This window comes from Acidovorax sp. FG42 (assembly GCF_057809195.1).
In genome coordinates this window covers 539,737-562,672 of sequence record NZ_JBMDJM010000001.1, presented here as the reverse complement: position 1 = coordinate 562,672, position 22,936 = coordinate 539,737, and the positions used below count along the sequence as shown (strand labels likewise).

Here is a 22,936-nt window from a genome sequence, read left to right as displayed (position 1 = left end):
GCTGCGATCAGCGAAGCCTTGAATTCTAGCACAGTTTTTGAAGAACTGTCAAAACCTTTGTTTTTTCTTCACACCGTCTTGGCAACTTCTGCAACTTGCAGCAACCACCTCTACCGAGTGAAGCCTTGTATTCTATACCGGTTTTTAACCCACCCAGAACACAAAACCAAACTTTCTTCGCCATCCCTCAAAGCCACCTGCAGCAGCACCGAAGCACCACCACAAACCACCCAGAGAACCTGAACACTTTTGCACTCAGGCCTCAGTAGCGAAGCCCTCGACTATAGCACGCTTCACACCACAGAGCAGGGAAAACCCGAAGAACTTTGCGAAAACCCGCTCCGCTGATCAGCTGCGCGCACCCGCCACAGCCGCCTCCAGCGCATCGATGAACAGGAAGGCCACGTCGCAGCCTGTCTGATCAAAGATCTCCTGGAAGCAGGTCGGGCTGGTGACATTGATCTCCGTGACGCAGTCGCCGATCACATCCACCCCTGCCAGCAGCAAGCCGCGGGATTGCAGCACCGGCCCCAATGCTTCTCCAATCTCACGATCCCGTGCAGACAGAGGGCGCGCCACGCCCTTGCCGCCCGCAGCCAGATTGCCCCGCACTTCGCTGCCTTGCGGAATGCGCGCCAGGCAGAACGGCACCGGCTTGCCGCCAATGATGAGCACCCGCTTGTCGCCCTCAACGATCTCGGGCAGAAACTTTTGCACCATCACGCTCTGTGCGCCGTGGCGGTTCAGGGTTTCGGTGATGCTGCCCAGGTTGAGGCCATCTGGGCCCACACGGAAGATGCCCATGCCGCCCATGCCGTCGAGGGGCTTGAGGATGATGTCCTGGTGCTCCGCATGGAAACGGCGAATGTCTTCCGCATCCCGGGTGACCAGCGTGGGCCCGATGAACTGCGGGAACTCCATGATGGCCAGCTTTTCAGGGTGGTCGCGCAGGGCGCTGGGCTTGTTGAACACATGCGCGCCGTCGCGCTCTGCCTGCTCCAGCAAGTGCGTCGCGTAGAAGTACTCGCTGTCGAAGGGCGGGTCCTTCCGCATGAGCACCGCGTCAAAGTCGGCCAACGCTGCGCTGCGCTGCGACTGGGCCTCGTACCAGTGGGTGGCATCTCCTGTCAGCCGGATGTCCTGCACCCGCGCGGTGACCTTGCTGCCGCGCTGCCAGGTGATGTGCTGCGGTTCGCAGACCGTGAGGGTGTGCCCGCGACGCTGTGCCTCGCGCATCATGGCGAAGGTGGTGTCCTTGTAGATCTTGAAGCTTTGCAGCGGGTCGGCGATGAAGAGCAGTTTCATGGTGTCGGGTCAAGAAAGGGAGGAGCCTATGGGCCCAGGCAGCCAAGGCGGCTTACGCGCCGTTGGCCTGCGAACGCCTGTACTGTTGCACAAATAGCGCAATGCTGCCGGCCACCACTCCCCATAAGGCCGAGCCCACCCCAACAATGACCACGCCGCTGAGGGTGACGAGGAAGGTGATGAGTGCCGCCTCACGGCGCGACTCGTCCCGCAGCGCCACCGCCAGACCGTTGCCGATGGTGCCCAGCAAGGCCAAACCCGCGATGGCCACGACCAGCTCCTTGGGAAAGGCGGTGAGCAGCCCCGTGATGACCGCACCAAACAGGCCGATCGCCACATAGATGGCGCCGCATGCCACTGCTGCCGTGTAGCGCCGGTTGCGATCGGCGTGCGCCTCGGGGCCCATGCACATTGCGGCGGTGATGGCGCTGAAGTTGAGCGCGAACGCGCCAAAAGGCGCCAGCACCAGGGTGGCCAGACCCGTGAGCGTGATGAGCCGTGAAATGGGCAGGTCGTAGCCCGACGCACGGATGACCGCTACACCGGGCAGGTTTTGGGAGGCCATGGTGACCACAAACAAAGGAATCGCCAGGCTAATGGCGGCAGCCACGCTGAACTGGGGCGCGGTGAAAACCGGCAGGGCCAACTCCAGCTGCACCGCCGACCAGGCCATCTGCCCGCGGGCGGCCACAAACACCACGGCCGCTGCGAGGGTGATGACCACCGCATACCGTGCAGCCAGTCGGCGGCTCACCAGATAGACCATCAACATCAGCAGCACCAAAGGCAACGCCGTCTGGGCTGCCGCAAACGCCTGCAGGCCGAAGCGGGCCAGCACGCCAGCCAGCAAGGCAGCGGCGATTTCCATGGGGATGCGGTTCATCACGCGCTTGAACCAGCCGGTGACGCCCGCCAGGGTGATGAGCAAGGCGCTGATCATGAAGGCGCCAATGGCCTCGCCCATGGTGAAGCCGCCCGCCAAACCTGCCGTGGCCAGCACGGCGGCGCCCGGTGTGGACCAGGCCACCATGACGGGCTGGCGCAGGATCAGAGAGGGCACCAGCGAACACAGCCCCATGCCCAGACCCAGCGCCCACATCCAGGACGTGATCTGAGCGGGCGTAGCCCCAAACGCCTGGGCGGCCTGGAACACGATGGCCACCGAGCTGGTAAAGCCCACCAGCACCGCCACGAAGCCCGCCACTGCCGTGGAAAGGCTCAGGTCTTTGAAAAATTGCATGGGCGCGATTCTGTCACCGCGCGCATCGGGCAATGAGACAGACCGGCAGCTCGCACCGGCCACTACATTATTGATAGCATTCCAGGCAATTAGCACTAGCACTACCAAGCAAAAACCGCCTCAAACTGCCTCGCAGTACCTGCAGGGGGCCTGGAGAGCCCCTGCGGTCAGATCTCGATCTTGGAACCCAGCTCGACCACCGCGTTATTGGGCAGGTGCAGGAAGTCGGCCGCGCCGCTGGCGTTGTGGTGCATCTGGGCGAACAGCTTTTCGCGCCAGGGCGCCATGCCGCTGCCGATGGTGGGGATGACGGTGTCGCGCGACAGGAAATAGCTGGTGGTCATGGGCTCCAGCTCACAGCCTCGCCCGCGCAGCAGTTCCAGCGCACGGGGCAGGTCGGGGTCGTTCTTGAAGCCGTAGTGCACCACCACCTGCCAGCAGTCGTGCCCCAGCGACTCGACCTGCAGCCGCTTATCCAGACCAATCCAGGGTGTCTCATGGTTGTGCACGGTGACAAACAGGTTCTGCTGGTGCAGCACCTTGTTGTGCTTGAGGTTGTGCAGCAAGGCATTGGGCACCGCGCCGGTTTCGGCCGTCAGAAAGACGGCCGTGCCATCCACCCGGGTGGGGGGGCTGATGAAGATCGATTCCAGAAAGTCCTTGAGGTCGATGGCATCGGCGCGCAGCTTGTCGTTGAGCAGGCGGCGCCCTTCCTTCCAGGTCATCATGAGCGAGAACACGATGCCGCCGATCATCAACGGGAACCAGCCGCCCTGGAACAGCTTGAGCAGGTTGGAGGCAAAGAACGCCAGGTCCACCACAAAGAAGCAGCCCGTGGCCGCAATGCACAGCGCCAGCGGATACCGCCAGCCGTAGCGGATGACGAAGAAGGTCAGCGTGGTGGTGATCAGCATGTCCAGCGTCACCGCAATGCCGTAGGCTGCGGCCAGATTGCTCGACGAGCGGAACATCACCACCGCCAGCACGATGGCCACAAACAGCCCCCAGTTAACCAGCGGCATGTAGATCTGGCCCGTATCGCGCACGCTGGTGTGCTGGATGTTCAGGCGCGGCAGGTAGCCGAGCTGGATGACCTGCTTGGTCACGCTGAACGCGCCGGTGATCAGCGCCTGCGAAGCAATCACGGTGGCCATGGTGGCCAGGATCACCAAAGGCACCAGCGCCCAGTCGGGGGCCATCAGATAGAACGGGTTCTTGACGGCCTCGGGCTCGGCCAGCAGCAGCGCGCCCTGGCCAAAGTAATTGAGGGTGAGGGACGGCATGGCCACACCAAACCAGGCCATGCGGATCGGGCGCTTGCCGAAGTGGCCCAGGTCGGCATACAAGGCCTCGGCGCCCGTCACGCACAGCACCACCGCGCCCAGAATGATGAAGCTGGTGCCCGGGTTGGCCCACATGAAGCCCAGCGCGTGGTGAGGGCTCAGCGCCCACAGGATCTCCGGGTGCCCCACGATGTGCGACACGCCCAGCAACGCGATGGTGACGAACCACACCAGCGTGATGGGGCCAAAAAACTTGCCAATGCCGCCTGTGCCGCGCTTTTGCACGGCAAAAAGGCAAAACAGCACCACCAGCGTGATCGGGATCACGTAGTGCTTGAAGTGGTCTGACACCACCTCCAGCCCCTCCACCGCCGACAGCACCGAGATGGCCGGGGTGATAACGCCATCGCCATAAAACAGCGAAGTGCCAAAAATGCCCACGCCCAGGAGCACACTGCGCAACTGGGGTTTGTCTTTGACGGCCTGGGAGGCCAGGGCCAGCATGGCGATGAGGCCGCCCTCGCCGTGGTTGTCGGCGCGCAGCACCAGCACCACGTATTTCAGGGAGACAATGACCGTGAGGGTCCAGAAAAAGATGGAGAGGATGCCGTAGACGTTCGTGGGCGTGAAAGGCACATGGCCGGACCCGAACACCTCCTTGACGGCATACAGCACGCTGGTGCCGATATCGCCATACACAACACCGATGGCGCCCAGCGTGAGCGCTGCGAGCGATGACTTGGAGCTTTGCACTGACCACCCCCGGGCGCTCGGCCTGACGGGGTTCCGTTACTTTTGGGAACGCTATTGTGCGCCTGAGCCAGATCAAGCGATTGGAGGCGAAACCCCATGTTGCAACGCAGCAACTCGCCCTTGGCAACCGGGCGCGGGCGTGGCATGCGGGGCCGCCGTCCTCCCCACCCGCCTGCCGTACAGCCTCCGCCCGGGCGGCAAAGGCGCTGAAACCCCATGCCTGCGGGCCCGCAAAGGGCCCCAAAGACCCTGGCTTTTAGTCGTACACCTCGGCGTCCGGGTTGGTGGCCTCCAGCTCATAGCTGGCCGCCAGCATCGCCAGCCGGGCCACCACGCCATACATATAGAAGCGGTTGGGTGCGCTCACACCCGGGCGTACGCCAGGCTGGGGCATGTGGGTGCTGTGCTCAAAGGCCAGGGGCACAAAGCTCGCGCCGGGGGCGTTGAGGTTTTCGTCCACACCGCGCTCGGCGTGCATGCGGTAGAAGCCGCCCACCACGTAGCGGTCCATCATATAGACCACGGGCTCGGCCACGGCATCGTTCACGCGCTCCTGCGTCAGCACGCCTTCCTGGATGATGACCTCGCTCACGGGTTGGCCGTCCTTGATCACGGCCATCTTGTTGCGCGTCTTGCGGTTGACCGCGTCCAGCTCCTTGGCGTCGCGCACGGTCATGATGCCCATGCCGTAGGTGCCGTTGTTGGCCTTGACGATCACGAAGGGCTTTTCATTGATGCCGTATTCCTTGTACTTGCGGCGCACCTTGGTCAGGAGTGCGTCCACGCTGGTCTGCAGCTGGTCCATGCCCGTGCCTTCGGCAAAGTCCACCTCGCCGCACTGGCTGTACATGGGGTTGACCAGCCAGGGGTCGATACCCAGCATCTTGCCGAAGCGCTTGGCCACCTCTTCGTAGTTCTTGAAGTGGGTGCTTTTCTTGCGCACGCTCCAGCCGGCGTGCAACGGGGGCAGCAGGTACTGCTCATGGATGTCTTCCAGAATTCCGGGCGCGCCTGCAGTCAGGTCGTTGTTCAGCAAGATGGTGCAGGGGTCAAAGTCCTTGAGTCCCAGCCGGCGCTTGGTGCGCACCACGGGCTCCAGGGTCACGGTGTCGCCGTTGGGCAGCTCGATCAGCGTGGACTTCTTGATCTCGGGGCTGATGGAGCCCACCCGCACGTTCAGGCCCGCCATATTGAAGATGCGCTGCAGCTGCACCACGTTGGACAGGTAGAACGTGTTGCGCGTATGGTTCTCCGGAATGATCAGCAGGTTGCGCGCTTCGGGGCAGATCTTCTCGATGGCGGCCATCGCAGCCTGCACAGCCAGCGGCAGCATCTCCTTGGTCAGGTTGTTCCAGCCGCCGGGAAACAGGTTGGTATCGACCGGCGCCAGCTTGAAGCCTGCATTGCGGATGTCTACCGACGTATAGAACGGCGGCGTGTGCTCCATCCACTCCAGCCGGAACCAGCGTTCGATGGCGGGCATCGAGTCGAGAATGCGCTGTTCGAGTTCGTTGATCGGCCCGGTGAGGGCCGTGATGAGATGCGGAACCATGGAAAGCCCTCGGGAAGCGATTGCAGTGAATTGTAGGATGTGGGGTCAGGCCGGGTTTTCGCAAGTCACCCCTGGGCGATGCCACGGTCCTGCGCCCTACCGGCGCCAGAACGCCGGGGTCAGCAAGGCCATGAAGCTCAGTATCTCCAGCCGCCCCAGCAGCATGGCCAGCGTGCACACCCAGATCTGGAAATCGGTCAGCACCGCGTAGTTGGACGCAGGCCCCACGCTGCCCAGGCCCGGGCCCGCGCAGTTGACGCTGGCCAACACCACCGAGAACGCGGTCACCGGGTCCAGGTCCGTCAGCAGCATGACCATGCTCAGCCCAAAGACCGTGCCGCCATAGACCAGCATGAAGGCCAGCACCGAGAAGATCACCCGGTTGTCCACTGCGGCGCCGCCCAGTTGCACCGGCTGCACCGCGCGTGGGTGCACCAGGCGGTTCATCTCGCGGCGCGCCTGCTTGACGAGGATGAGCATCCGGACCATCTTGATGCCCCCGCCCGTCGAGCCCGCACTGGTGGCCACGCCCGACAGCAGCAGCATGAACACCGGCGCAAACACGGGCCAGGCCAGGTAGTCCACCGTGGCGTAGCCGGTGGTGGTGGCCAGCGACACCAGGTTGAACATGCCATGGCGCAGCGCGTCCAGCGGCCCATACACGCCCTTGGTCCACAGCAGCAGCGCCACCAGCAGACCGCCGCCAATCAGCGTCACCAGCGTGGCGCGCAGCTCTGGGTCGCGCCAGAAGCCGCCCCACTGGCCCTTGCGAATGGCGACGAAGTACAGCGCAAAATTGCAGCTGGCCACCAACATGAAGAAGATGCAGATCGCCTCCAGCAGCGGCGACTGGAAGTAGCCAAAGCTCAGGTCGTGCGATGACAGCCCGCCCAGGCTCACGGTGGTGAACATGTGCATCAACGCATCGAGCGGCGCCATGCCCCCCGCCCAGTAGGCCAGGCCGCACAGCGTGGAAAACAGCGCATACACCCCCCACAGCCCCTTGGCCGTGCCGGTCATGCGCGGCGTGAGCTTGGTGTCCTTCAGCGGCCCCGCCGCCTCGGCCTTGAACAACTGGCTGCCGCCCACGCCCAGCAGCGGCAACACAGCCACGGCCAGGATCAGGATGCCCATGCCGCCCATCCACTGCAAAAAGGTGCGCCACACATTCACCGACACTGGCAGCGCATCCAGGCCCGCCAGCACGGTGGAGCCCGTGGTGGTGAGCCCCGACACGGCCTCGAAATAGGCATGCGTGAACGACAGCGGGTGCCCGGTGTGGTGCCCGGCCAGCATCAGCGGCAGCGCGGCCGACAGGGGCAACAGCGCCCACACCAGCGAGACCAGCATCACGCCGTGGCGCGGTTGCAGCTCCTGCCGGAACAGCCGCAACCGCCACCACAGCCACGCGCCCGCCAGCATCGTGGCGCCCATGGACAGCGGGTACACAAACCAGACGCCGTCGCGCGTCCACAGCGAGACTGCCAGCGGCAGGCCCATGGACAGCGAGAAGATCATCACCAGAATGCCCAGCACGCGCAGAACGGGAAACATGTCCGTCATGGAGGTCTCGCGCAGCTCGGTGCCGGGTCAGAAAAAAGTTGCGCTCACGCGGAAGAGCTTTTCCACGTCGCGCACCAGCCGCTTGTTGGGCAGGAAAAACACCACATGGTCGTTGCTCTCGATCACCGTGGCGCTGCGCGGAATGATGACCTCGGGCTCGCGCAGATCGGCAGCCGCTGCCCCCGCCGTTTCCGACGCGTCGGGCAGACCGCGCACGATCAGGCCGATGTGCACATCGCGCGGCAGCTGCAGGTCGCTGACCTTGCGGCCGACCACGCGCGAGCTTTTGCGGTCGCCACGCGCCACGATCTCCAGCGCCTCGGCCACGCCCCGGCGCAGGCTGTGCACAGCCTGCACGTCGCCCTGGCGCACATAGGCCAGCAGCTCACCCAGCATGGCCTGCGCGGGCGACAGGGCAATGTCGATCTGCGTGCCGTGCATCAGGTCGGCATAGCTGCGCCGGTTGATGAGGGCCAGCACCCGGCTCGCGCCCATGCGCTTGGCCAGCAGGCACGACATGATGTTGTCCTCATCGTCGTCGGTGAGCGCGAGGAACAGGTCCACCTCCTCGATGCCTTCGTCACCCAGCAGGTCTTCGTCGGTGGTATCACCCTGCAGCACCAGCACCTCGGGCGGCAGGGCCGACGCCAGCTCCACGCAGCGGTCCGCATGGTCCTCAATGATCTTGATGTGAAAGCGCCCGCCCGCCTGGCTGAGCTGCCGCGCCAGCCGCAGGCCCACACGGCCGCCGCCCGCAATCATGATGCGGCGCACGGGCTGGGGCTGTTGGGAGGCTGGGCGGTGCAGGGCGGCCAGCACGTTGGCAATGTGCTCGTGCGCGGCCAGCACGAACACCTCGTCCCCTGGCTCGATGCGGGTCTTGCCGTCGCAGGCAATGAAGCGGTCGGGCTCGTCGGGGAAGCGCCGGTAGATCGCCACCATGCGCATCGCCAGCTCCGGCGCACTCTCGCGCAGCGCGCCGATGGAGTGGCCCACCATCGGCGCCCCCACACGCGCCCGCACCGACACCAGGCAGGCGCGGCCCCCGGCAAATTCGCGCACCTGCATGGCCTCGGGGTACTCGATGAGCTTGCCGATATAGCGGGTCAGCGATTCTTCGGGGCAGATGATGCGGTCCACTGCAAACCCCTCGGGGCCCACCAGCCGTTCATGGGCCTCGAAGCCTGTAGACCGCACCCGCGCGATGCGCTTGGGGATGTTGAACAGCAGCTGCGCGATCTTGCAGCACACCAGGTTGGTCTCGTCCTGCGCGGCGCAGGCGATCAGCAGGTCGGTGTCCTCGGCCCCCGCCTCGGCCAGCACGGCGGGCTCGATGCCGTTGCCCACCACCCCGCGCAGGTCAAACCGCGATTCCAGGTCGCGCAGCCGTGCGGCGTCGGTGTCGATCACCGTGATGTCGTTGCGCTCGGACACCAGACTGTCTGCCACGCTCTGGCCCACGCGGCCGGCGCCGAGGATGATGATTTTCATGTGAAATTGGCCGCAAGCGCTAGTCGAACATGCGCCAGCAGCTATGGTTTCAGGAGCGCATCAGGCCCGCACCTCGCCCTCACCCAACACCACGTACTTGAGCGAAGTGAGGCCTTCAATGCCCACCGGGCCGCGCGCGTGGAACTTGTCGGTGCTGATGCCGATTTCGGCCCCCAGGCCGTACTCGAAGCCGTCGGCAAACCGCGTGCTCGCGTTCACCATCACGCTGGCCGAATCCACCTCGCGCAGGAACTGCTGGGCATGCATGTGATCGCGCGTCAGGATGGCGTCGGTGTGGTGGCTGCTGTAGCGGTTGATGTGCGCAATGGCTTCATCCACCCCCGCCACAATCTTCACGCTGATGATGGGGGCCAGGTATTCCTCGCTCCAGTCCTGCTCGGTGGCGGGCACCAGGTGGGCTCCTGGCACCGACTTCAAAATCGCCAGCGACTCAGGGCAACCCCGCATCTCCACGCCCTTGGCGGCATACACCGCACCGATCTGAGGCAAGAACTCTGCCGCCACGCCGCGCGCCACCAGCAGGCCTTCGCTCGCGTTGCAGGGGCTGTACTTGTTGGTCTTGGCGTTGTCGGCCACCTTCACGGCCATGGCGATGTCGCAGGGGTCGTCCACGTAGGTGTGGCAGTTGCCGTCCAGGTGCTTGATCACGGGCACCTTGGCATCGCGGCTGATGCGCTCGATCAGGCCCTTGCCGCCGCGCGGGATGATCACGTCCACAAACTGCGGCATCGTGATGAGCTGGCCCACGGCCTCGCGATCGGTGGTCTGCACCAGTTGCACCGCGTCTTGCGGCAGGCCGGCCTCAGCCAGCGCCTGCTGCACGATCTTGGCCAGTGCCTTGTTCGAATCAATCGCCTCGGAGCCGCCACGCAAGATGCAGGCGTTGCCGCTCTTGATCGACAACGACGCGGCCTCGATGGTCACGTTGGGACGGCTCTCGTAAATCATGCCGAACACGCCAATCGGCACCCGCATCTGGCCCACGCGAATGCCGCTGGGCTGCTGCTTCATGCCGAGGATCTCGCCAATGATGTCGGGCATGGCGGCCAGCTGTTCACAACCCTCGGCGCAAGTCTCCAGCACCTTGGGGGTGAGCTTGAGCCGGTCCACCATCGGGCCCGCCAGCCCATTGGCCACGGCGCGCTCCAGGTCTTTGGCGTTGTCGACCTGCAGGGCAGCCACGTTCTCGCGCAGCAACCGGGACAGCGCCTTGAGCGCTTTGTTTTTGATAGCTGCTGGCGCTTTGGCCATCAGCGCAGAGGCCGTTTTTGCCTGGAGACCGAGAGAGTGCGTGTATTCAGCGACGTTGAGGGCGTTCATCCTGCGATTTTGCCGCACTTGGTATCGGCCCGGTGGGCGCGGGCCCATGGCTGCTTTACCCTCGGGCCTGTCACCCACCATTGATCCGCCCGGCTACGCCATGACCGACACCGCCCACACCCAGCTCACCACCTTCACCCAGGCCCTGCAAGCCTTTGAACGCGGCGACCACACCGCCGCCACCCTCAGCACCCTGACCCGCCAGCAAACCACCCTGCTCGCCGCCCTGCCCCCACGCTACAGCGAAGTGCTGCTGAACCTGCTGGACCGACTGGAATCGAGCGCGCTGTTTTCGGAAGAAAGCTGCTCGTTCAGCCAGAAGGACCTAGTGGCGAACTTGACGATGTGGGCTGAAAAAGCACAAGGCACATTGACCGCCCGCTGACACGCCCAAGGGCCGAGCGCAGCGATGGCCCGAAGGGCTGTTGGCTGTTTGGATGTTCGGCCCCCTGCTGGCTGCGCCTGCGGCGGGGCGGCTGTGGGGTGGCATGGGCGTCGAAGCGCCCATGCTTCGTGAACTGGCTCGCCGTGGCTGTCCGAGCGGCGCGCGCAGCGCAAAGCGAGTTCCACGGCGCACCCCGCAGCCGCACCGCTGCAGGTTTGCCCCCACGCAGCGCGTGGGGGTCGCAGACTGGGGGTCGCCTTTTCTTTGCTTACTTTCTTTTGGCGAAGCAAAAGAAAGTGAGTCGCCCGCCGGGACGATAACCCGGCTCCTGCACTAGGCCAAGGCACTAACTCCAAATTTCATAGCTACTAGCGCATGTCCACAAAGCGCTAGACGCCAGAAACACTCAAACCTCCGCCCGCCCCAACCACTTCTCCCGCGCAATATCAGCCCGCACCCCCAGCCCCATGAACGGCTGCGGCGGCATGCGCGTCGGCCAGCCCAACGCCAACGCATGCGCCAGCAACGGATGGTCCTGCCCCAGTGCCAAATCCGCCGCCAACGCCCCCAGCGCCGTGAACTTCACCACCCCCGCCCCATTGCACCCCGCCACCCCATGCACCTGCGGCGCCAGCCGCCCCCAGCGCGGCGCGCCATTGCGGGTGATGGCAATCGAGCCTTCCCAGAAATGCTCCAGCGCCACATCGCCCAGCTGCGGAAAACGCGCGGCAAACACGGCCGCATGCTCACGCCGCACCCGCTCGCGCACCGCAGGGCTGACGCGGAAATGCGGCGCATATTCAAACCCCTGGCGCATCAGAATGCGGTGGTCGTCCGTGTAGCGCAGCGTGGCCCCGGTCACAGCACTCGCAGGCGTCACGCCCCAGCCCTCGGGCGCGCCCAGGCGGCTGCGCTGCTTGGGCGTGAGCGGCGCCGTGAGCGAGCCAAAGGTGACCAGCGGAAACGTCTCTGCGCCCCAGGCACTGCCAGACAGGCCCAGCTGCTGCGCAAAGCCATTGGCCGCCAGCAGAAGCTGCGGCGCTCGGACGCTGCCGTCCGGGGTGTGCGCCACCACCTTACCGCCCGACAAATCCAGCCGCTGCACCGGCGTTTGCTCGTGCAGGGTGACATTGGCGGGCAGCGCATCGGCCAGACCCCGGCACAGCGCGGCGGGGTTGAGCAGCACGGTGCCCGGCGTGTAGAGCCCGGCGGCAAAGTAGCGGGTGCCCAGGCGTGCGGCCAGGGCATTGCGGTCCAGCAATTCGTGCGGCGCCCCCAGGGCGCGCAGCTCATCCACATGGTGCTGCAGCGTGCGCTCGGCGGCGGGCGATACGGCGCAGTGGTACTTGCCTGCGCGGCGCCACTGGCAGTCGATGCGGTACTGCGCCACCAGCCTCTCCAGGTCGTTCATGCCCGCTGCGAGCAAGGCCTGGTAGTGCGCGGCCTAGCGCAGTTCTTCGAGCGAGCTGCCAATGTTGTGGGGCACATCGATGGCAAAGCCCGAGTTGCGGCCCAAGGCGTTGTTGCCCACGGTGCCTGCGTCCACCACCACGATGTGGGCGTGCGGGCGCAGCTCGGCCAGGCGGCGTGCGGCGGCCAGGCCTGCAAAGCCCGCGCCCAGCACCAGCCAGTCGGCTGCCACATCACCCTGCAGCGCAGCGCGTGGTGTGCGCGGGGGCAGGATGGCGGACCAGCCGTTGGTGGCGTCGTCGTGGGGCAGGCGCAAAGGCAGCGGGGCAGCGGCGGCCGCCATCACCGGGCCGCGCTGGTCAGGCGGCACAGTTGCAGCGCCAGACGCTGCAGGGCCTGCCAGCCGTCCTGCGGCCAGTCGGGCTGCTTGAGGCCTTTGACAATGCCGTCCACCGTGTGGGCCGACTGCAGCAGGCGCGCCAGGGCGGCGTCGCTGGCCTTGGGCAGGATGCGTTCAAACAGCCGCTCCTTGGGGCCCCAGATGCGGTTCTCCCGCAGGGCCATGGGCAGGGGGCGGCCGGCGTTCATGGCATCTTTCACGCGTTTGAGGGCGCGGATGTCTTCAGCCAGAGCCCAGTGCACCAGCACTTCGGCCTCGCCCTCGGCTTGCAGGCCATCCAGCATGCGCTGCACGCGGGCCGTCTGCCCGGCCAGCACCGATTCGGACAGCTTGAACACGTCGTAGCGCGCCACGTTGAGCACAGCGGCTTCGACCTGGGCCTGCGTCAGCTCTCCCGCCGGGTACAGCAGGGCGAGCTTTTGAATCTCCTGGTGCGCGGCCAGCAGGTTGCCTTCCACGCGGTCGGCAAAGAACTGCAGCGTGCGCTGACCCTCCTCGCCCGCCACCACGCGCTGGCCCTGCGCGGCCAGGCGCTGGGCAATCCACTGCGGCAGCTGGCCGCGTTCAATGGGGTCGATCTGGATGGAGACGCCGTTGCCCTCCAGCGCGGCAAACCAGGCCCCAGTCTTGGTGGCTTTGTCCAGGCGCGGCAGCATGACGATGGTGAGCGTGCTGTCGTTGCCCCGGGCCGATTCGGCGATCTGCTGCAGCGCCACGCTGCCATCCTTGCCGGGCTTGCCCGAGGGGATGCGGATCTCGACGATCTGCTTGTCGGCAAACAGGCTGAGCGAGCCACCGGCGGCTAGTACGGCGCTCCAGTCAAAGTGGGCACCGGCCACGGTGTAGCTGCTGCGTTCGGTGTAGCCCTGGGTGCGGGCCATGGCGCGGATGGCGTCGGCCGCCTCTTGCTGGAGCAAGGGCTCATCGCCATGCAGGACATAAAGCGGCGACAGGCCCCGTTGAAGATGCTGAGAGAGTTGGGCCAGGGCGACTTGCATGCGGCAAAGTTTATCGCCTGGGCAGACCCGGCATTGTGCAAATTGCCAGCGGATGCCCTCACAGTGCACAAGGGAGGCCACGAACCGATCAGCTGCGGCGCTGTTCATTGGCGCCCAAAGCCCGGAGAATTCCCCTGGGCGCCCGCGCCCTTCCCGCTCACTGCCATACCCCAGAAAGTCAGATTGCCATGCCTCCCACCGCCCTGCGCAGCGCCCAGCCCACCAGCCTGATCGGCGCCCCTACCGACATCGGCGCGGGTGCGCGTGGCGCCTCCATGGGGCCCGAGGCCTTGCGTGTGGCAGGCCTGCAGGCAGCGCTGGAGTCCCACGGGCTGCAGGTGTTTGACAGGGGCAACCTGAGCGGTCCGGCCAACCCGTGGCAGCCGCCGATGGACGGCTACCGCCACCTGCCCGAGGTGGTGGAGTGGAACCAGCGCGTGTTCGACGCGGTGTATGCCGAGCTGCAGCTGGGCCACCTGCCCATTCTGCTGGGGGGTGACCACTGCCTGGGCCTGGGCAGCATCAGCGCCGTGGCCCGCCATTGCGCGGAGGTGGGCAAGAAGCTGCGGGTGCTATGGCTGGATGCCCACGCCGACTTCAATACCAGTGCCCTGACGCCCAGCGGCAATGTGCATGGCATGCCCGTGGCCTGCCTGTGCGGGTTTGGCCCTGAAGCACTGACCGGGCTGGCCCGCATGCCGGGTGGCGGCCCGGCGCTGCACCCGTCGCAGATCCGGCAGATCGGCATCCGCAGTGTGGACGCAGGCGAAAAGCGCTTTGTGCACGAGCAGGGCCTGGAGGTGTTCGACATGCGCTACATCGACGAGGTGGGCATGCGCCAGACCATGCAGCAGGCGCTGGCCGGGCTGGACGCCCACACCCACCTGCATGTGAGCTTTGATGTGGATTTTCTGGACCCCGACATTGCGCCCGGCGTGGGCACCACGGTGCCCGGCGGCCCCACCTACCGCGAGGCGCAGCTGTGCATGGAGATGATTGCCGACAGCGGGCGCCTGGCCTCGCTGGACATTGTGGAGCTCAACCCCGCGCTGGATGTGCGCAACCGCACTGCCGTGCTGGCGGTGGACCTGGTGGAGTCGCTGTTTGGCAAGAGCACGCTGATGCGCGTGCCCTCGCACGGCCAGGGACCGACGCTGAGCGCCTGAGCGCGCAGACGCTCAGAGCCGCTCCTAGCGCTTGGCTGCGGCCAGACGGCGCATGAGCTGCTGCACCAGATCGGTCCGCATGTCGCGGTAGAGCAGCGCCTCTTCGGCCTCCTTGGCCAGCGCAATCGTTTCGTTGTAGCTGATGTCGCGCTGCTGCAGCAGCTCGGTGTCCGGGATCAGCTCCACGCCCGTGGGCGTGCGCAGGCGGAACTTGATGCGCAGGCGCAGCTGCAGCTCGCGCACCTGGCCCGACGCGTTGAGGCCCACCACCACGCGCTCCTGCTGCTCCTGCAGCAGGTCGAAGATGGCCTCTGCCGTCGGCATGCTGGCCGGGTCGCGCAGCACCTTGAGCTGGCTGCCCGATCCGTCGAGCGTGCGCTGCAGCTCCCGCGCCAGCGGCGAACTGGCTGGGGCCACGATATAGAGCGAACCAAACCCGAACTCCGGCACGCCACGCAGCCGGAATCCGCAGGCCGACAACAGGGCCACCGGGGCCAGGCTGAGCAGGGTGCGTTTGTTCATGGGGTCAGACCACCACGTTCACCAGACGGCCCGGCACCACGATCACGCGCTTCGGCGCCGCACCGGCGGCCTGGGCCACAAAGGCCTCGCTGGCCAGCGCAATGCGCTCGATCTCGGCCTTGTCGGCCTGGGCGGGCACGTGGATGGAGCCACGCAGCTTGCCGTTGACCTGCAGCATGAGCTCGATCTCGTCCTGCACCAGGGCGCCAGCATCCACCTGCGGCCAGGGCGCATCGAGCAGGTCGCCCAGCGCACCGGCGTAGCCCAGGCCCGTCCACAGGCTGTGGGCGATGTGGGGCGTGGCGGGGTAGAGGCAGCGCAGCAGGATGCCAAAGCCTTCGATCAGCGCCACCTGGGCACCGGCCGAGTCCATGGCCTTGAAATCTTCGAGCGCGTTGATCATCTTCATCGCGCCGGAGACCACGGTGTTGTACTGCATGCGCTGGTAGTCGTAATCCACCTGCTTCAGCACGTTGTGGATTTCCAGGCGCAGGGCTTTGGCCTCTTTGCCAAATTGCACGTCCTGCAGGCTGCTGGCACCAGCCACGCTGGCCAGGGCGGCGTCGCGGTCGATGGCCGAGAGCTTGAGACCGAAGTTCCACACGCGGCGCAGGAAGCGGTAGCTGCCCTCCACCGCCGCGTCGTTCCATTCCAGCGTGGCTTCGGGCGGGGCGGTGAACATGGTGTACAGGCGGGCCGTGTCGGCGCCGTACTTCTCGATCAGGTCCTGCGGGTCCACGCCGTTGTTCTTGGACTTGGACATGGTGCCCACGCCCTCGTAGTCGATGGGCGTGCCCACGGGCAACATGCCGTCGCCGCTGGTGGCTTCGTTCTTGAGCTTGGCACCGATGATCTTGCCGCCTTCATCGAGCACATGCTCCACGTCGTGCGGCCAGAAGTAGTCCTTGCCGCCCTTGGCAGTGCGGCGGCTGTAGATGTGGTTGAGCACCATGCCCTGCGTGAGCAGCTTGGTAAAGGGCTCATCGACCTTGACCAGGCCCAGGTCGCGCATGACCTTGGTCCAGAAGCGGGCGTACAGCAGGTGCAGGATGGCGTGTTCGATACCACCGATGTACTGGTCCATCGGCATCCAGTAGTCGGCACCACCGGCCACCATGGCGTCCGCATTCTTGGGGTCGCAGTACCGCATGAAGTACCACGAGCTGTCCACGAACGTGTCCATGGTGTCAGTCTCGCGGCGGGCAGCCTTGCCACACACGGGGCAGGTCACGCCCGCGTGGAAGCCTTCGTGCTTGTGCAGCGGGTTGCCCGAGCCGTCGGGAATGCAGTCTTGCGGCAGCACCACGGGCAGGTCTTTTTCCGGCACCGGCACGGCGCCGTGCTCGTCGCAGTGGATGATCGGGATCGGTGTGCCCCAGTAGCGCTGGCGGCTCACACCCCAGTCGCGCAGGCGCCAGGTGGTCTTCTTCTCGCCCAGGCCCTTTTGCTCCAGCGCATGGGCCACGGCGTTCACGGCTTCCTTGTACGAGAGGCCACTGAAGCTGTCGGAGTTGATGGTCACGCCGCGCTGCTTGTCGCCGTACCAGTCCTGCCACTGGTGATAGTTGAACGTCTCGCCGTCCACCAGCACCACCTGCTTGATCTCGATGCCGTACTTGAGGGCAAACGCAAAGTCGCGCTCGTCGTGGGCTGGCACGCCCATCACGGCGCCGTCGCCGTAGCCCATCAGCACATAGTTGCCGACCCAGACCTGCACCTTTTCGTCGGTGAGCGGGTGGGTGACGAACAGGCCCGTGGGCACGCCCTTCTTCTCTTGCGTGGCCAGCTCGGCCTCGGTGGTGCCGCCGGTCTTGCATTCTTCGATGAATGCAGCGAGGGCCGGGTTGCTCTTGGCGGCGTGCGTGGCCAGAGGGTGCTCTGGCGCCACGGCGCAGAAGGTCACGCCCATGATGGTGTCCGCGCGCGTGGTGAACACGTACATCTTGCCGTCGCCGATCAGTGCGCCGTCGTCGCCGGCGATGTCGTGCGTGAATGCAAAGCGCACGCCTTCGCTCTTGCCGATCCAGTTTTCCTGCATCAGCTTCACACGCTCGGGCCAGCCGGGCAGCTGGTCGCCGGTCACAAAGCCCAGCAGCTCTTCGGCGTAGTCGGTGATCTTGAGGTAGTAACCGGGGATCTCGCGCTTTTCGACCACGGCACCGGTGCGCCAGCCCTTGCCGTCAATCACCTGCTCGTTGGCCAGCACGGTCTGGTCCACCGGGTCCCAGTTCACGACCTGGGTCTTGCGGTAGGCGATGCCCTTTTCCAGCATCTTCAAAAACAGCCATTGGTTCCACTTGTAGTACTCGGGGTCGCAGGTGGCGACTTCGCGGCTCCAGTCGATGGCCAGGCCCATGGCCTGCATCTGCTTTTTCATGTACGCGATGTTTTCGTACGTCCACTTGGCCGGGGGCACACCGTTCTTGAGCGCCGCGTTTTCGGCGGGCAGGCCGAAAGCGTCCCAGCCCATGGGCATCAACACGTTGTAGCCGTTCATGCGCAGATAGCGCGTGAGCATGTCGTTGATGGTGTAGTTGCGCACGTGGCCCATGTGCAGCTTGCCGCTGGGGTAGGGCAGCATGGAGCAGGCGTAAAACTTCTTCTTGCTCGTGTCTTCCGTCACGCGGTAGGCGTCGGTGGCGGTCCAGTGGTCGTGCGCCGCGCGTTCGACGTCTTGGGGAGAGTATTTGTCTTGCATGGGGGCTCGGGGGTGAGAGAAGAGTGCAGCCGCAGGGCCGCGCTGCAGGGATTTTAGGCGGTCAGGGGCTGGCGCTGGCGGCCCAGCCGTCCGGGCGCGTCAGCGGGACGGAGCGAGGGGTGCAGGCGACACCGGGTTCGCCGCAGGTTCGGCCACAAATCCGATGCGCTGCAGCCCGGCCAGGTGGGCCGCGCCCATGACTTCGACCACGCGGCCATAGGGCACGGCAGCGTCGGCGCGCAGTTGCACCTCGGTGTCGGGGCGCTCGGCGCCAATGCGGCGCAGGCGCTCGGCCAGGGCAGCCTGAGACAGGGGTTGGTCATCCAGAAAGGCCTGGCCCGAGGCATCGACCACCAAGGTGACGAATTGCGGCGCTGTGCCGGGCGTGGCGCCTTCGGTGCGCGGCAGGTCCAGCCGGATGGAGCTGGCCAGGAGCGGCGCCGTGAGGATGAAGATCACCACCAGCACCAGCATCACGTCCACCAGCGGCGTCATGTTGATGTCGCTCATGGGCTGAGGCCCGGCGGTGCGTTCGAGTCTTCCGAAGGCCATGGCGCGGTCAAGCTTTGTGAAGCTCAGGGCCGAGGATCGGCGGGGACAGAGGTGTCGATGACCAGCTCCCGCAGATCGCGCGCAAACCCTTCCAGATCCGCCTCAATGCGCCCGAGCAGGCGGCCAAACACGTTGTAGGCCAGCACGGCCGGGATCGCCACGGCCAGCCCGGCCGCCGTCATGACCAGGGCCTCGCCCACAGGGCCGGAGACGCGGTCAATGGTGATCTGCCCCGCGCCCGCCATGGCGGTGAGCGCGTGGTAGATGCCCCACACCGTGCCCAGCAACCCCACAAAGGGCGCCGTGGAGCCCACCGTGGCCAGCAGCACCTGGCCAAACTGCAGGCGCCCCAGCACATCGTGCAGGGCATCGCGCAGCACGCGGGTGAGCCGCTGTGACAGGCTGCCGGCCGTGGCCAGCGTGGGCGGGGTAACGCTGTCGTGATTTGCTATTAAATTTGCAGCAGCCACCAAAGGAAGCACTAGCGCATCCCGGTCGAAAGACTGCAAACGCTGCTGCGCAAGGGCCAGCGACGGCGCCTGCCAGAACGCGGCCGTGCAGCGGGCCACGTCGGCACTGGCACGCCGCATGAGCCGCAGTTTCCACACAATGACCACCCAGCTCGCCACCGACATGGCCAGCAAGACCAGTGCCGCACTTTGCGTGACAGCATCGCCCTGGCGCCACCAGTGGAGCGCGTCCATGGGAGTCGGCAGATCAGTGCAAGCCCAGCACGTCGAACATGTCGAACATGCCAGTCTTGTGGGCCGCCAGGAAACGCACGGCGCGCAAGGCGCCCTGCGCATACGTGGCGCGGCTGGAGGACTTGTGCGTGATCTCGATGCGCTCGCCGATGCCGGCAAACAGCACGGTGTGGTCACCCACGATGTCGCCGCCCCGGATGGCCGCAAAGCCGATGCTGGAAGGGTCGCGCTCGCCCGTCACGCCTTCGCGGGCGTACACGGCGCAGTCCTTGAGGTCGCGGCCCAGGGCTTCGGCAATCACCTCGCCCATCTTGAGCGCAGTGCCCGAGGGTGCATCGACCTTGTGGCGGTGGTGGGCTTCGATGATTTCGATGTCGTACCCCGTGGCCATGGCCTTGGCGGCCATTTGCAGCAGCTTAAGCGTGACGTTCACGCCCACGCTCATGTTGGGCGAGAACATGATGGCGGTGCGCTGTGCGTAGGCGTCGAGTTCGGCCTTTTGCGCATCGGTGAAGCCGGTGGTGCCGATGACGGCCTTCACGCCCAGCTGGCTGCACACGGCCAGGTGGGCCAGCGTGCCTTCGGGGCGGGTGAAGTCGATGAGCACCTCGGCGTTCTTGAGGCCTGCCGCCACATCGGCCGTGATGGCCACGCCGCTGGCATAGCCCAGAAAGGCGGTGGCGTCAGAGCCGACCGCGGGGCTGGCGGCCACGTCCAGCGCACCAGCCAGCACGCAGTCGTCGCTGGCGCGGATGGCTTCGATCAACATGCGGCCCATGCGGCCTGAAGCCCCTGCAACTGCTACACGAAGGGGAGATGCCGCGGGAGCCGCAGGCGAGGAAGTCGCGGTCATGAAGAAGTCCTGTTCAATGAAAGGGCAGCCAGCGCACCGGGCTCACTGCCAGAGCCGCAAGGGTCAGCGCGCAGGCGCTTCGAGCGGCGGGTAACTGGTGGTGGCGGGCAATGCCGGGGTCGTGGTCGCGGCGGGCGCGGGGCGCTCCTTGACCGGGTATTTGGCCAGTTGCTCCGGCGTGGCTTCCAGCACCGGCACCTTGCCCTTGGCGTTGTCGCGCGCCCCCAGGGTGGCGACGAATTCGGTCTCGGTCGGCATTTCATCGCCTTCGGAGCGCTCCAGGGCATCACCCTTGAAGAACACGGTCAGCTTGCGGGTCTGGACCTCTTCGCCGGGGCGTTTGAGCGTGAACACGTACTCCCAGCGGTCTGCATGGAACAGGCTGGTGACCAGCGGCGTCCCGAGAATCTCGCGCACCTGCTGGCGGCTCATGCCGGGCTGCAGGGCTTCGACCTGTTCGCGGGACACGAAATTGCCCTGCACCACGTCCACCCGGTAGGGTTTGACGATGTTGGCGATGCGGCTGCTGGCGCCATCCAGACTGCCGCAACCGGTCAGGGCGGCCATGCTGGCACCGATCAACACAACCAGGCCCAGACGGGCGCTGTAACGGGCTTGGACGGGCATGGGTAAAAGGCCAAAGGATATGATCGTCCCATTGTAGCGGCAGCCCCTCCAGCCCCTGGGCCGGTTGCCTGCCCCCGAAAGAGCCAGCCATGACCAATATCGACGAACTCAAAAGCACGGGACTCAAGGCCACACTGCCCCGCCTGAAGATTCTGGAGATTTTCCAGAAGGGTGCGCAGCGCCACATGACGGCCGAAGACGTGTTCCGTGTGCTGCTGGAAGAGCGGTCGGACATCGGCCTAGCCACCGTGTACCGGGTGCTCACGCAGTTCGAGCAGGCCGGCATCCTGATCCGCAGCAACTTCGAGAGCGGCAAGGCGGTGTACGAGCTCAATGAAGGGCAGCACCATGACCACTTCATCTGCACTTCGTGTGGCAAGGTGGAAGAGTTTTACGACCCCGAGATCGAGAAGCGGCAGCATGCCGTGGCCAAGGCCAAGGGCTGGCTGGTGCAGGACCACACCATGGCGCTGTATGGTCAGTGCGCAGACTGCGCCAAAAAAGGGTAACCACCGGAAGCGCTTTGCGCCCGTCCTTCAAGCGCAAACAGCTATCAAATACAGAGCGGACTAGCCACCCGTATCGCGCTCCATGGCGCGGCGATGGCGTTCGACAAACTCTTGGTAGGTGTCGATACCGCGCAGTTGCAAGATGGTGTTGCGCACGGCGGCCTCGACCAGCACGGCGATGTTGCGGCCGGCGACCACCTGGATCACCACCTTGAGCACTGGCACGCCGAGCACGTCCTGCGTGAGCGGCTCGTAGGGGAGACGCTCGTAGTCGCGCTCCAGCGTCTCCTTGCGCACCAGATGCACGATGAGCTTGAGGCGCATCTTGCGGCGCACGGCCGTCTCGCCAAAAATGGCACGGATATCGAGCAGACCGATGCCGCGCACTTCCAGCAGGTTCTGCAGCAACTCGGGGCACTTGCCCTCAATGGTGGTCTGGTTGATGCGGAACAGGTCCACCGCATCGTCAGCAACCAGGCCGTTACCGCGCGAGATAAGCTCCAGGCCCAGCTCGCTCTTGCCCAGGCCCGACTCGCCGGTGATCATCACGCCCAGACCCAGAATGTCCATGAACACGCCGTGCATGGTGGTGCGGTCGGCAAAGTGCTTGGACAGGTAAGCGCGCAGCACGTCGATGACAAACGCCGACGACTCGTGCGTGGAGAACATCGGTATCTGCGCGCGCTCGCACATCGATACCAGCGCATCGGGTGCGGTCTGGTTGTCGGCCAGCACAAGCACCGGTGGTTCCAGCGTCACGATGCGGGCAATGCGGCGCTTGCAATCGTCGGGGGATGCGTTGCTCAAGTACGCAATCTCGCGCTCGCCCAGGATCTGGACCCGGTAGGGGTGGATGTAGTTGAGGTAGCCGACCAGGTCGGCGCCGGAACGCGCGGAACGCACGGCCACTTCATCGAAGCGGCGCTCGGAGGCCCCCAGGCCGGCCACCCACTCCCACTTCAGCAGGCCACGAAATTCTTCGAAAAGGACGTCGGCACTGACAACATTGGGCTTCACGGCGGTTCAGTCAGTGCAAAGGCGGCGTGGGGAATGTGTGTGCCAGGGCTCAGGCAGCCTGCGTGGACTGCCAGCCTGCAATCATGCCGTGCAGTTCCGTGGCGTCGGTGCAGGCCTTGAGCTTCTCGCGCAAGGCCGAGTCACTGAGCAGCTCGGCGATTTCGGACAGGATTTCCAGGTGCTTCTGGGTGGCCGCCTCGGGCACCAGCAGAAAGATCAGCAGGCCCACCGGCAGCTCGTCCGGCGCATCGAATCCGATGGGGTTGAGCAGCTGGAACACAGCCGCCATCGGCGCCTTGAGGCCCTTGATGCGTCCGTGGGGAATGGCCACGCCATGGCCGAGCCCAGTGGAGCCCAGGCGTTCACGGGCAAACAGACTGTCGGTGATCAGCGCCCGGGAGAGGCCGTGCTGGCTCTCGAACAGCAGACCCGCTTCTTCAAAAGCACGCTTCTTGCTGGTGGCGTCCACGCTCACAAGCACTTGAGCGGAGGGCAGGATGGAGGCGAGTCGGTTCATGGTCAAGGGTAACAATTATGCACATATTGGCGAAAACCCTGAGCACGGCG

General features: G+C 65.5%; 20 protein-coding genes and 1 pseudogene. 4 read left to right on the top strand and 17 right to left on the bottom strand.

Going from position 1 to position 22,936, the window contains the following annotated elements:
* The coding region (locus ACODSM_RS02620; protein WP_488804232.1) for a hypothetical protein at positions 1-243 on the top strand (243 nt) is incomplete at its 5' end.
* A 105-nt stretch (positions 244-348) separates the two neighbouring features.
* Here the strand turns inward: ACODSM_RS02620 and gshB are convergent.
* The 7 genes from gshB to ACODSM_RS02585 all read right to left on the bottom strand — a co-directional run bounded on the left by gshB (position 349) and on the right by ACODSM_RS02585 (position 10,528).
* Positions 349-1,305 (bottom strand): glutathione synthase, encoded by a 957-nt coding sequence (gene gshB, locus ACODSM_RS02615; RefSeq protein ID WP_488804231.1) that lies wholly within the window; start codon positions 1,303-1,305, stop codon positions 349-351.
* Positions 1,306-1,357: 52 nt separating this feature from the next.
* Complete coding sequence (locus ACODSM_RS02610; RefSeq protein WP_488804230.1) at positions 1,358-2,545, bottom strand: benzoate/H(+) symporter BenE family transporter; 1,188 nt, start codon at positions 2,543-2,545, stop codon at positions 1,358-1,360.
* Between the two features lie 167 nt (positions 2,546-2,712).
* The gene (locus tag ACODSM_RS02605) at positions 2,713-4,581 is read right to left on the bottom strand and encodes a potassium transporter Kup (RefSeq protein ID WP_488804229.1); all 1,869 of its coding nucleotides are present in this window, start codon (positions 4,579-4,581) and stop codon (positions 2,713-2,715) included.
* 256 nt (positions 4,582-4,837) lie between these two features.
* Entirely contained in the window at positions 4,838-6,133 is a 1,296-nt protein-coding gene (gene gshA, locus ACODSM_RS02600) for a glutamate--cysteine ligase (RefSeq protein WP_015016114.1), read from the bottom strand.
* A gap of 96 nt (positions 6,134-6,229) precedes the next feature.
* Positions 6,230-7,696, bottom strand: a complete 1,467-nt coding sequence (locus ACODSM_RS02595) for a TrkH family potassium uptake protein (RefSeq protein ID WP_488804228.1) — start codon at positions 7,694-7,696, stop codon at positions 6,230-6,232.
* A 27-nt stretch (positions 7,697-7,723) separates the two neighbouring features.
* Positions 7,724-9,187: a Trk system potassium transporter TrkA gene (gene trkA / locus ACODSM_RS02590; protein ID WP_488804227.1), complete on the bottom strand. Its 1,464-nt coding sequence runs from the start codon at positions 9,185-9,187 to the stop codon at positions 7,724-7,726.
* A 60-nt stretch (positions 9,188-9,247) separates the two neighbouring features.
* On the bottom strand, positions 9,248-10,528 hold the full coding sequence (locus ACODSM_RS02585; protein WP_488804226.1) for a glutamate-5-semialdehyde dehydrogenase: 1,281 nt from the start codon (positions 10,526-10,528) through the stop codon (positions 9,248-9,250).
* 46 nt (positions 10,529-10,574) lie between these two features.
* Between ACODSM_RS02585 and ACODSM_RS02580 the strand changes: the two genes are divergently transcribed.
* A complete protein-coding gene (locus ACODSM_RS02580) occupies positions 10,575-10,913 on the top strand; it encodes a hypothetical protein (RefSeq protein ID WP_488804225.1) in 339 nt (112 codons plus the stop codon).
* Between the two features lie 406 nt (positions 10,914-11,319).
* Here the strand turns inward: ACODSM_RS02580 and ACODSM_RS02575 are convergent.
* Both ACODSM_RS02575 and holA read right to left on the bottom strand, forming a co-directional pair.
* Positions 11,320-12,666: pseudogene (locus ACODSM_RS02575) on the bottom strand (NAD(P)/FAD-dependent oxidoreductase).
* Entirely contained in the window at positions 12,666-13,721 is a 1,056-nt protein-coding gene (holA, locus tag ACODSM_RS02570; protein WP_488804224.1) for a DNA polymerase III subunit delta, read from the bottom strand. Before holA ends, ACODSM_RS02575 begins: the two are co-directional and overlap by 1 nt.
* 188 nt (positions 13,722-13,909) lie before the next feature.
* Between holA and rocF the strand changes: the two genes are divergently transcribed.
* Entirely contained in the window at positions 13,910-14,887 is a 978-nt protein-coding gene (rocF, locus tag ACODSM_RS02565; RefSeq protein ID WP_015016121.1) for an arginase, read from the top strand.
* Positions 14,888-14,911: 24 nt separating this feature from the next.
* On the opposite strand, the gene ACODSM_RS02560 is transcribed toward rocF, so the two are convergent.
* From ACODSM_RS02560 to ACODSM_RS02535, 6 genes are all read right to left on the bottom strand, one after another.
* Positions 14,912-15,409: an LPS-assembly lipoprotein LptE gene (locus tag ACODSM_RS02560; RefSeq protein ID WP_015016122.1), complete on the bottom strand. Its 498-nt coding sequence runs from the start codon at positions 15,407-15,409 to the stop codon at positions 14,912-14,914.
* Between the two features lie 4 nt (positions 15,410-15,413).
* Positions 15,414-18,107, bottom strand: a complete 2,694-nt coding sequence (gene leuS / locus ACODSM_RS02555) for a leucine--tRNA ligase (protein WP_488804223.1) — start codon at positions 18,105-18,107, stop codon at positions 15,414-15,416.
* A 99-nt stretch (positions 18,108-18,206) separates the two neighbouring features.
* Positions 18,207-18,659 carry an ExbD/TolR family protein gene (locus ACODSM_RS02550; RefSeq protein WP_309828311.1) on the bottom strand — a complete coding sequence of 151 codons (453 nt, stop codon included), beginning with the start codon at positions 18,657-18,659 and terminating at the stop codon, positions 18,207-18,209.
* 23 nt (positions 18,660-18,682) lie between these two features.
* Positions 18,683-19,363: a MotA/TolQ/ExbB proton channel family protein gene (locus tag ACODSM_RS02545; protein ID WP_488804222.1), complete on the bottom strand. Its 681-nt coding sequence runs from the start codon at positions 19,361-19,363 to the stop codon at positions 18,683-18,685.
* Positions 19,364-19,376: 13 nt separating this feature from the next.
* Positions 19,377-20,216: a 4-hydroxy-tetrahydrodipicolinate reductase gene (gene dapB, locus ACODSM_RS02540; RefSeq protein ID WP_110960895.1), complete on the bottom strand. Its 840-nt coding sequence runs from the start codon at positions 20,214-20,216 to the stop codon at positions 19,377-19,379.
* 63 nt (positions 20,217-20,279) lie between these two features.
* Complete coding sequence (locus tag ACODSM_RS02535) at positions 20,280-20,843, bottom strand: outer membrane protein assembly factor BamE (protein ID WP_015016127.1); 564 nt, start codon at positions 20,841-20,843, stop codon at positions 20,280-20,282.
* Between the two features lie 89 nt (positions 20,844-20,932).
* Between ACODSM_RS02535 and fur the strand changes: the two genes are divergently transcribed.
* Positions 20,933-21,352: a ferric iron uptake transcriptional regulator gene (gene fur, locus ACODSM_RS02530; protein WP_015016128.1), complete on the top strand. Its 420-nt coding sequence runs from the start codon at positions 20,933-20,935 to the stop codon at positions 21,350-21,352.
* A gap of 60 nt (positions 21,353-21,412) precedes the next feature.
* On the opposite strand, the gene hprK is transcribed toward fur, so the two are convergent.
* Both hprK and ACODSM_RS02520 read right to left on the bottom strand, forming a co-directional pair.
* Positions 21,413-22,369: an HPr(Ser) kinase/phosphatase gene (hprK, locus tag ACODSM_RS02525; protein ID WP_015016129.1), complete on the bottom strand. Its 957-nt coding sequence runs from the start codon at positions 22,367-22,369 to the stop codon at positions 21,413-21,415.
* Positions 22,370-22,418: 49 nt separating this feature from the next.
* Entirely contained in the window at positions 22,419-22,886 is a 468-nt protein-coding gene (locus ACODSM_RS02520) for a PTS sugar transporter subunit IIA (RefSeq protein ID WP_015016130.1), read from the bottom strand.
* Positions 22,887-22,936 lie beyond the last annotated feature (50 nt).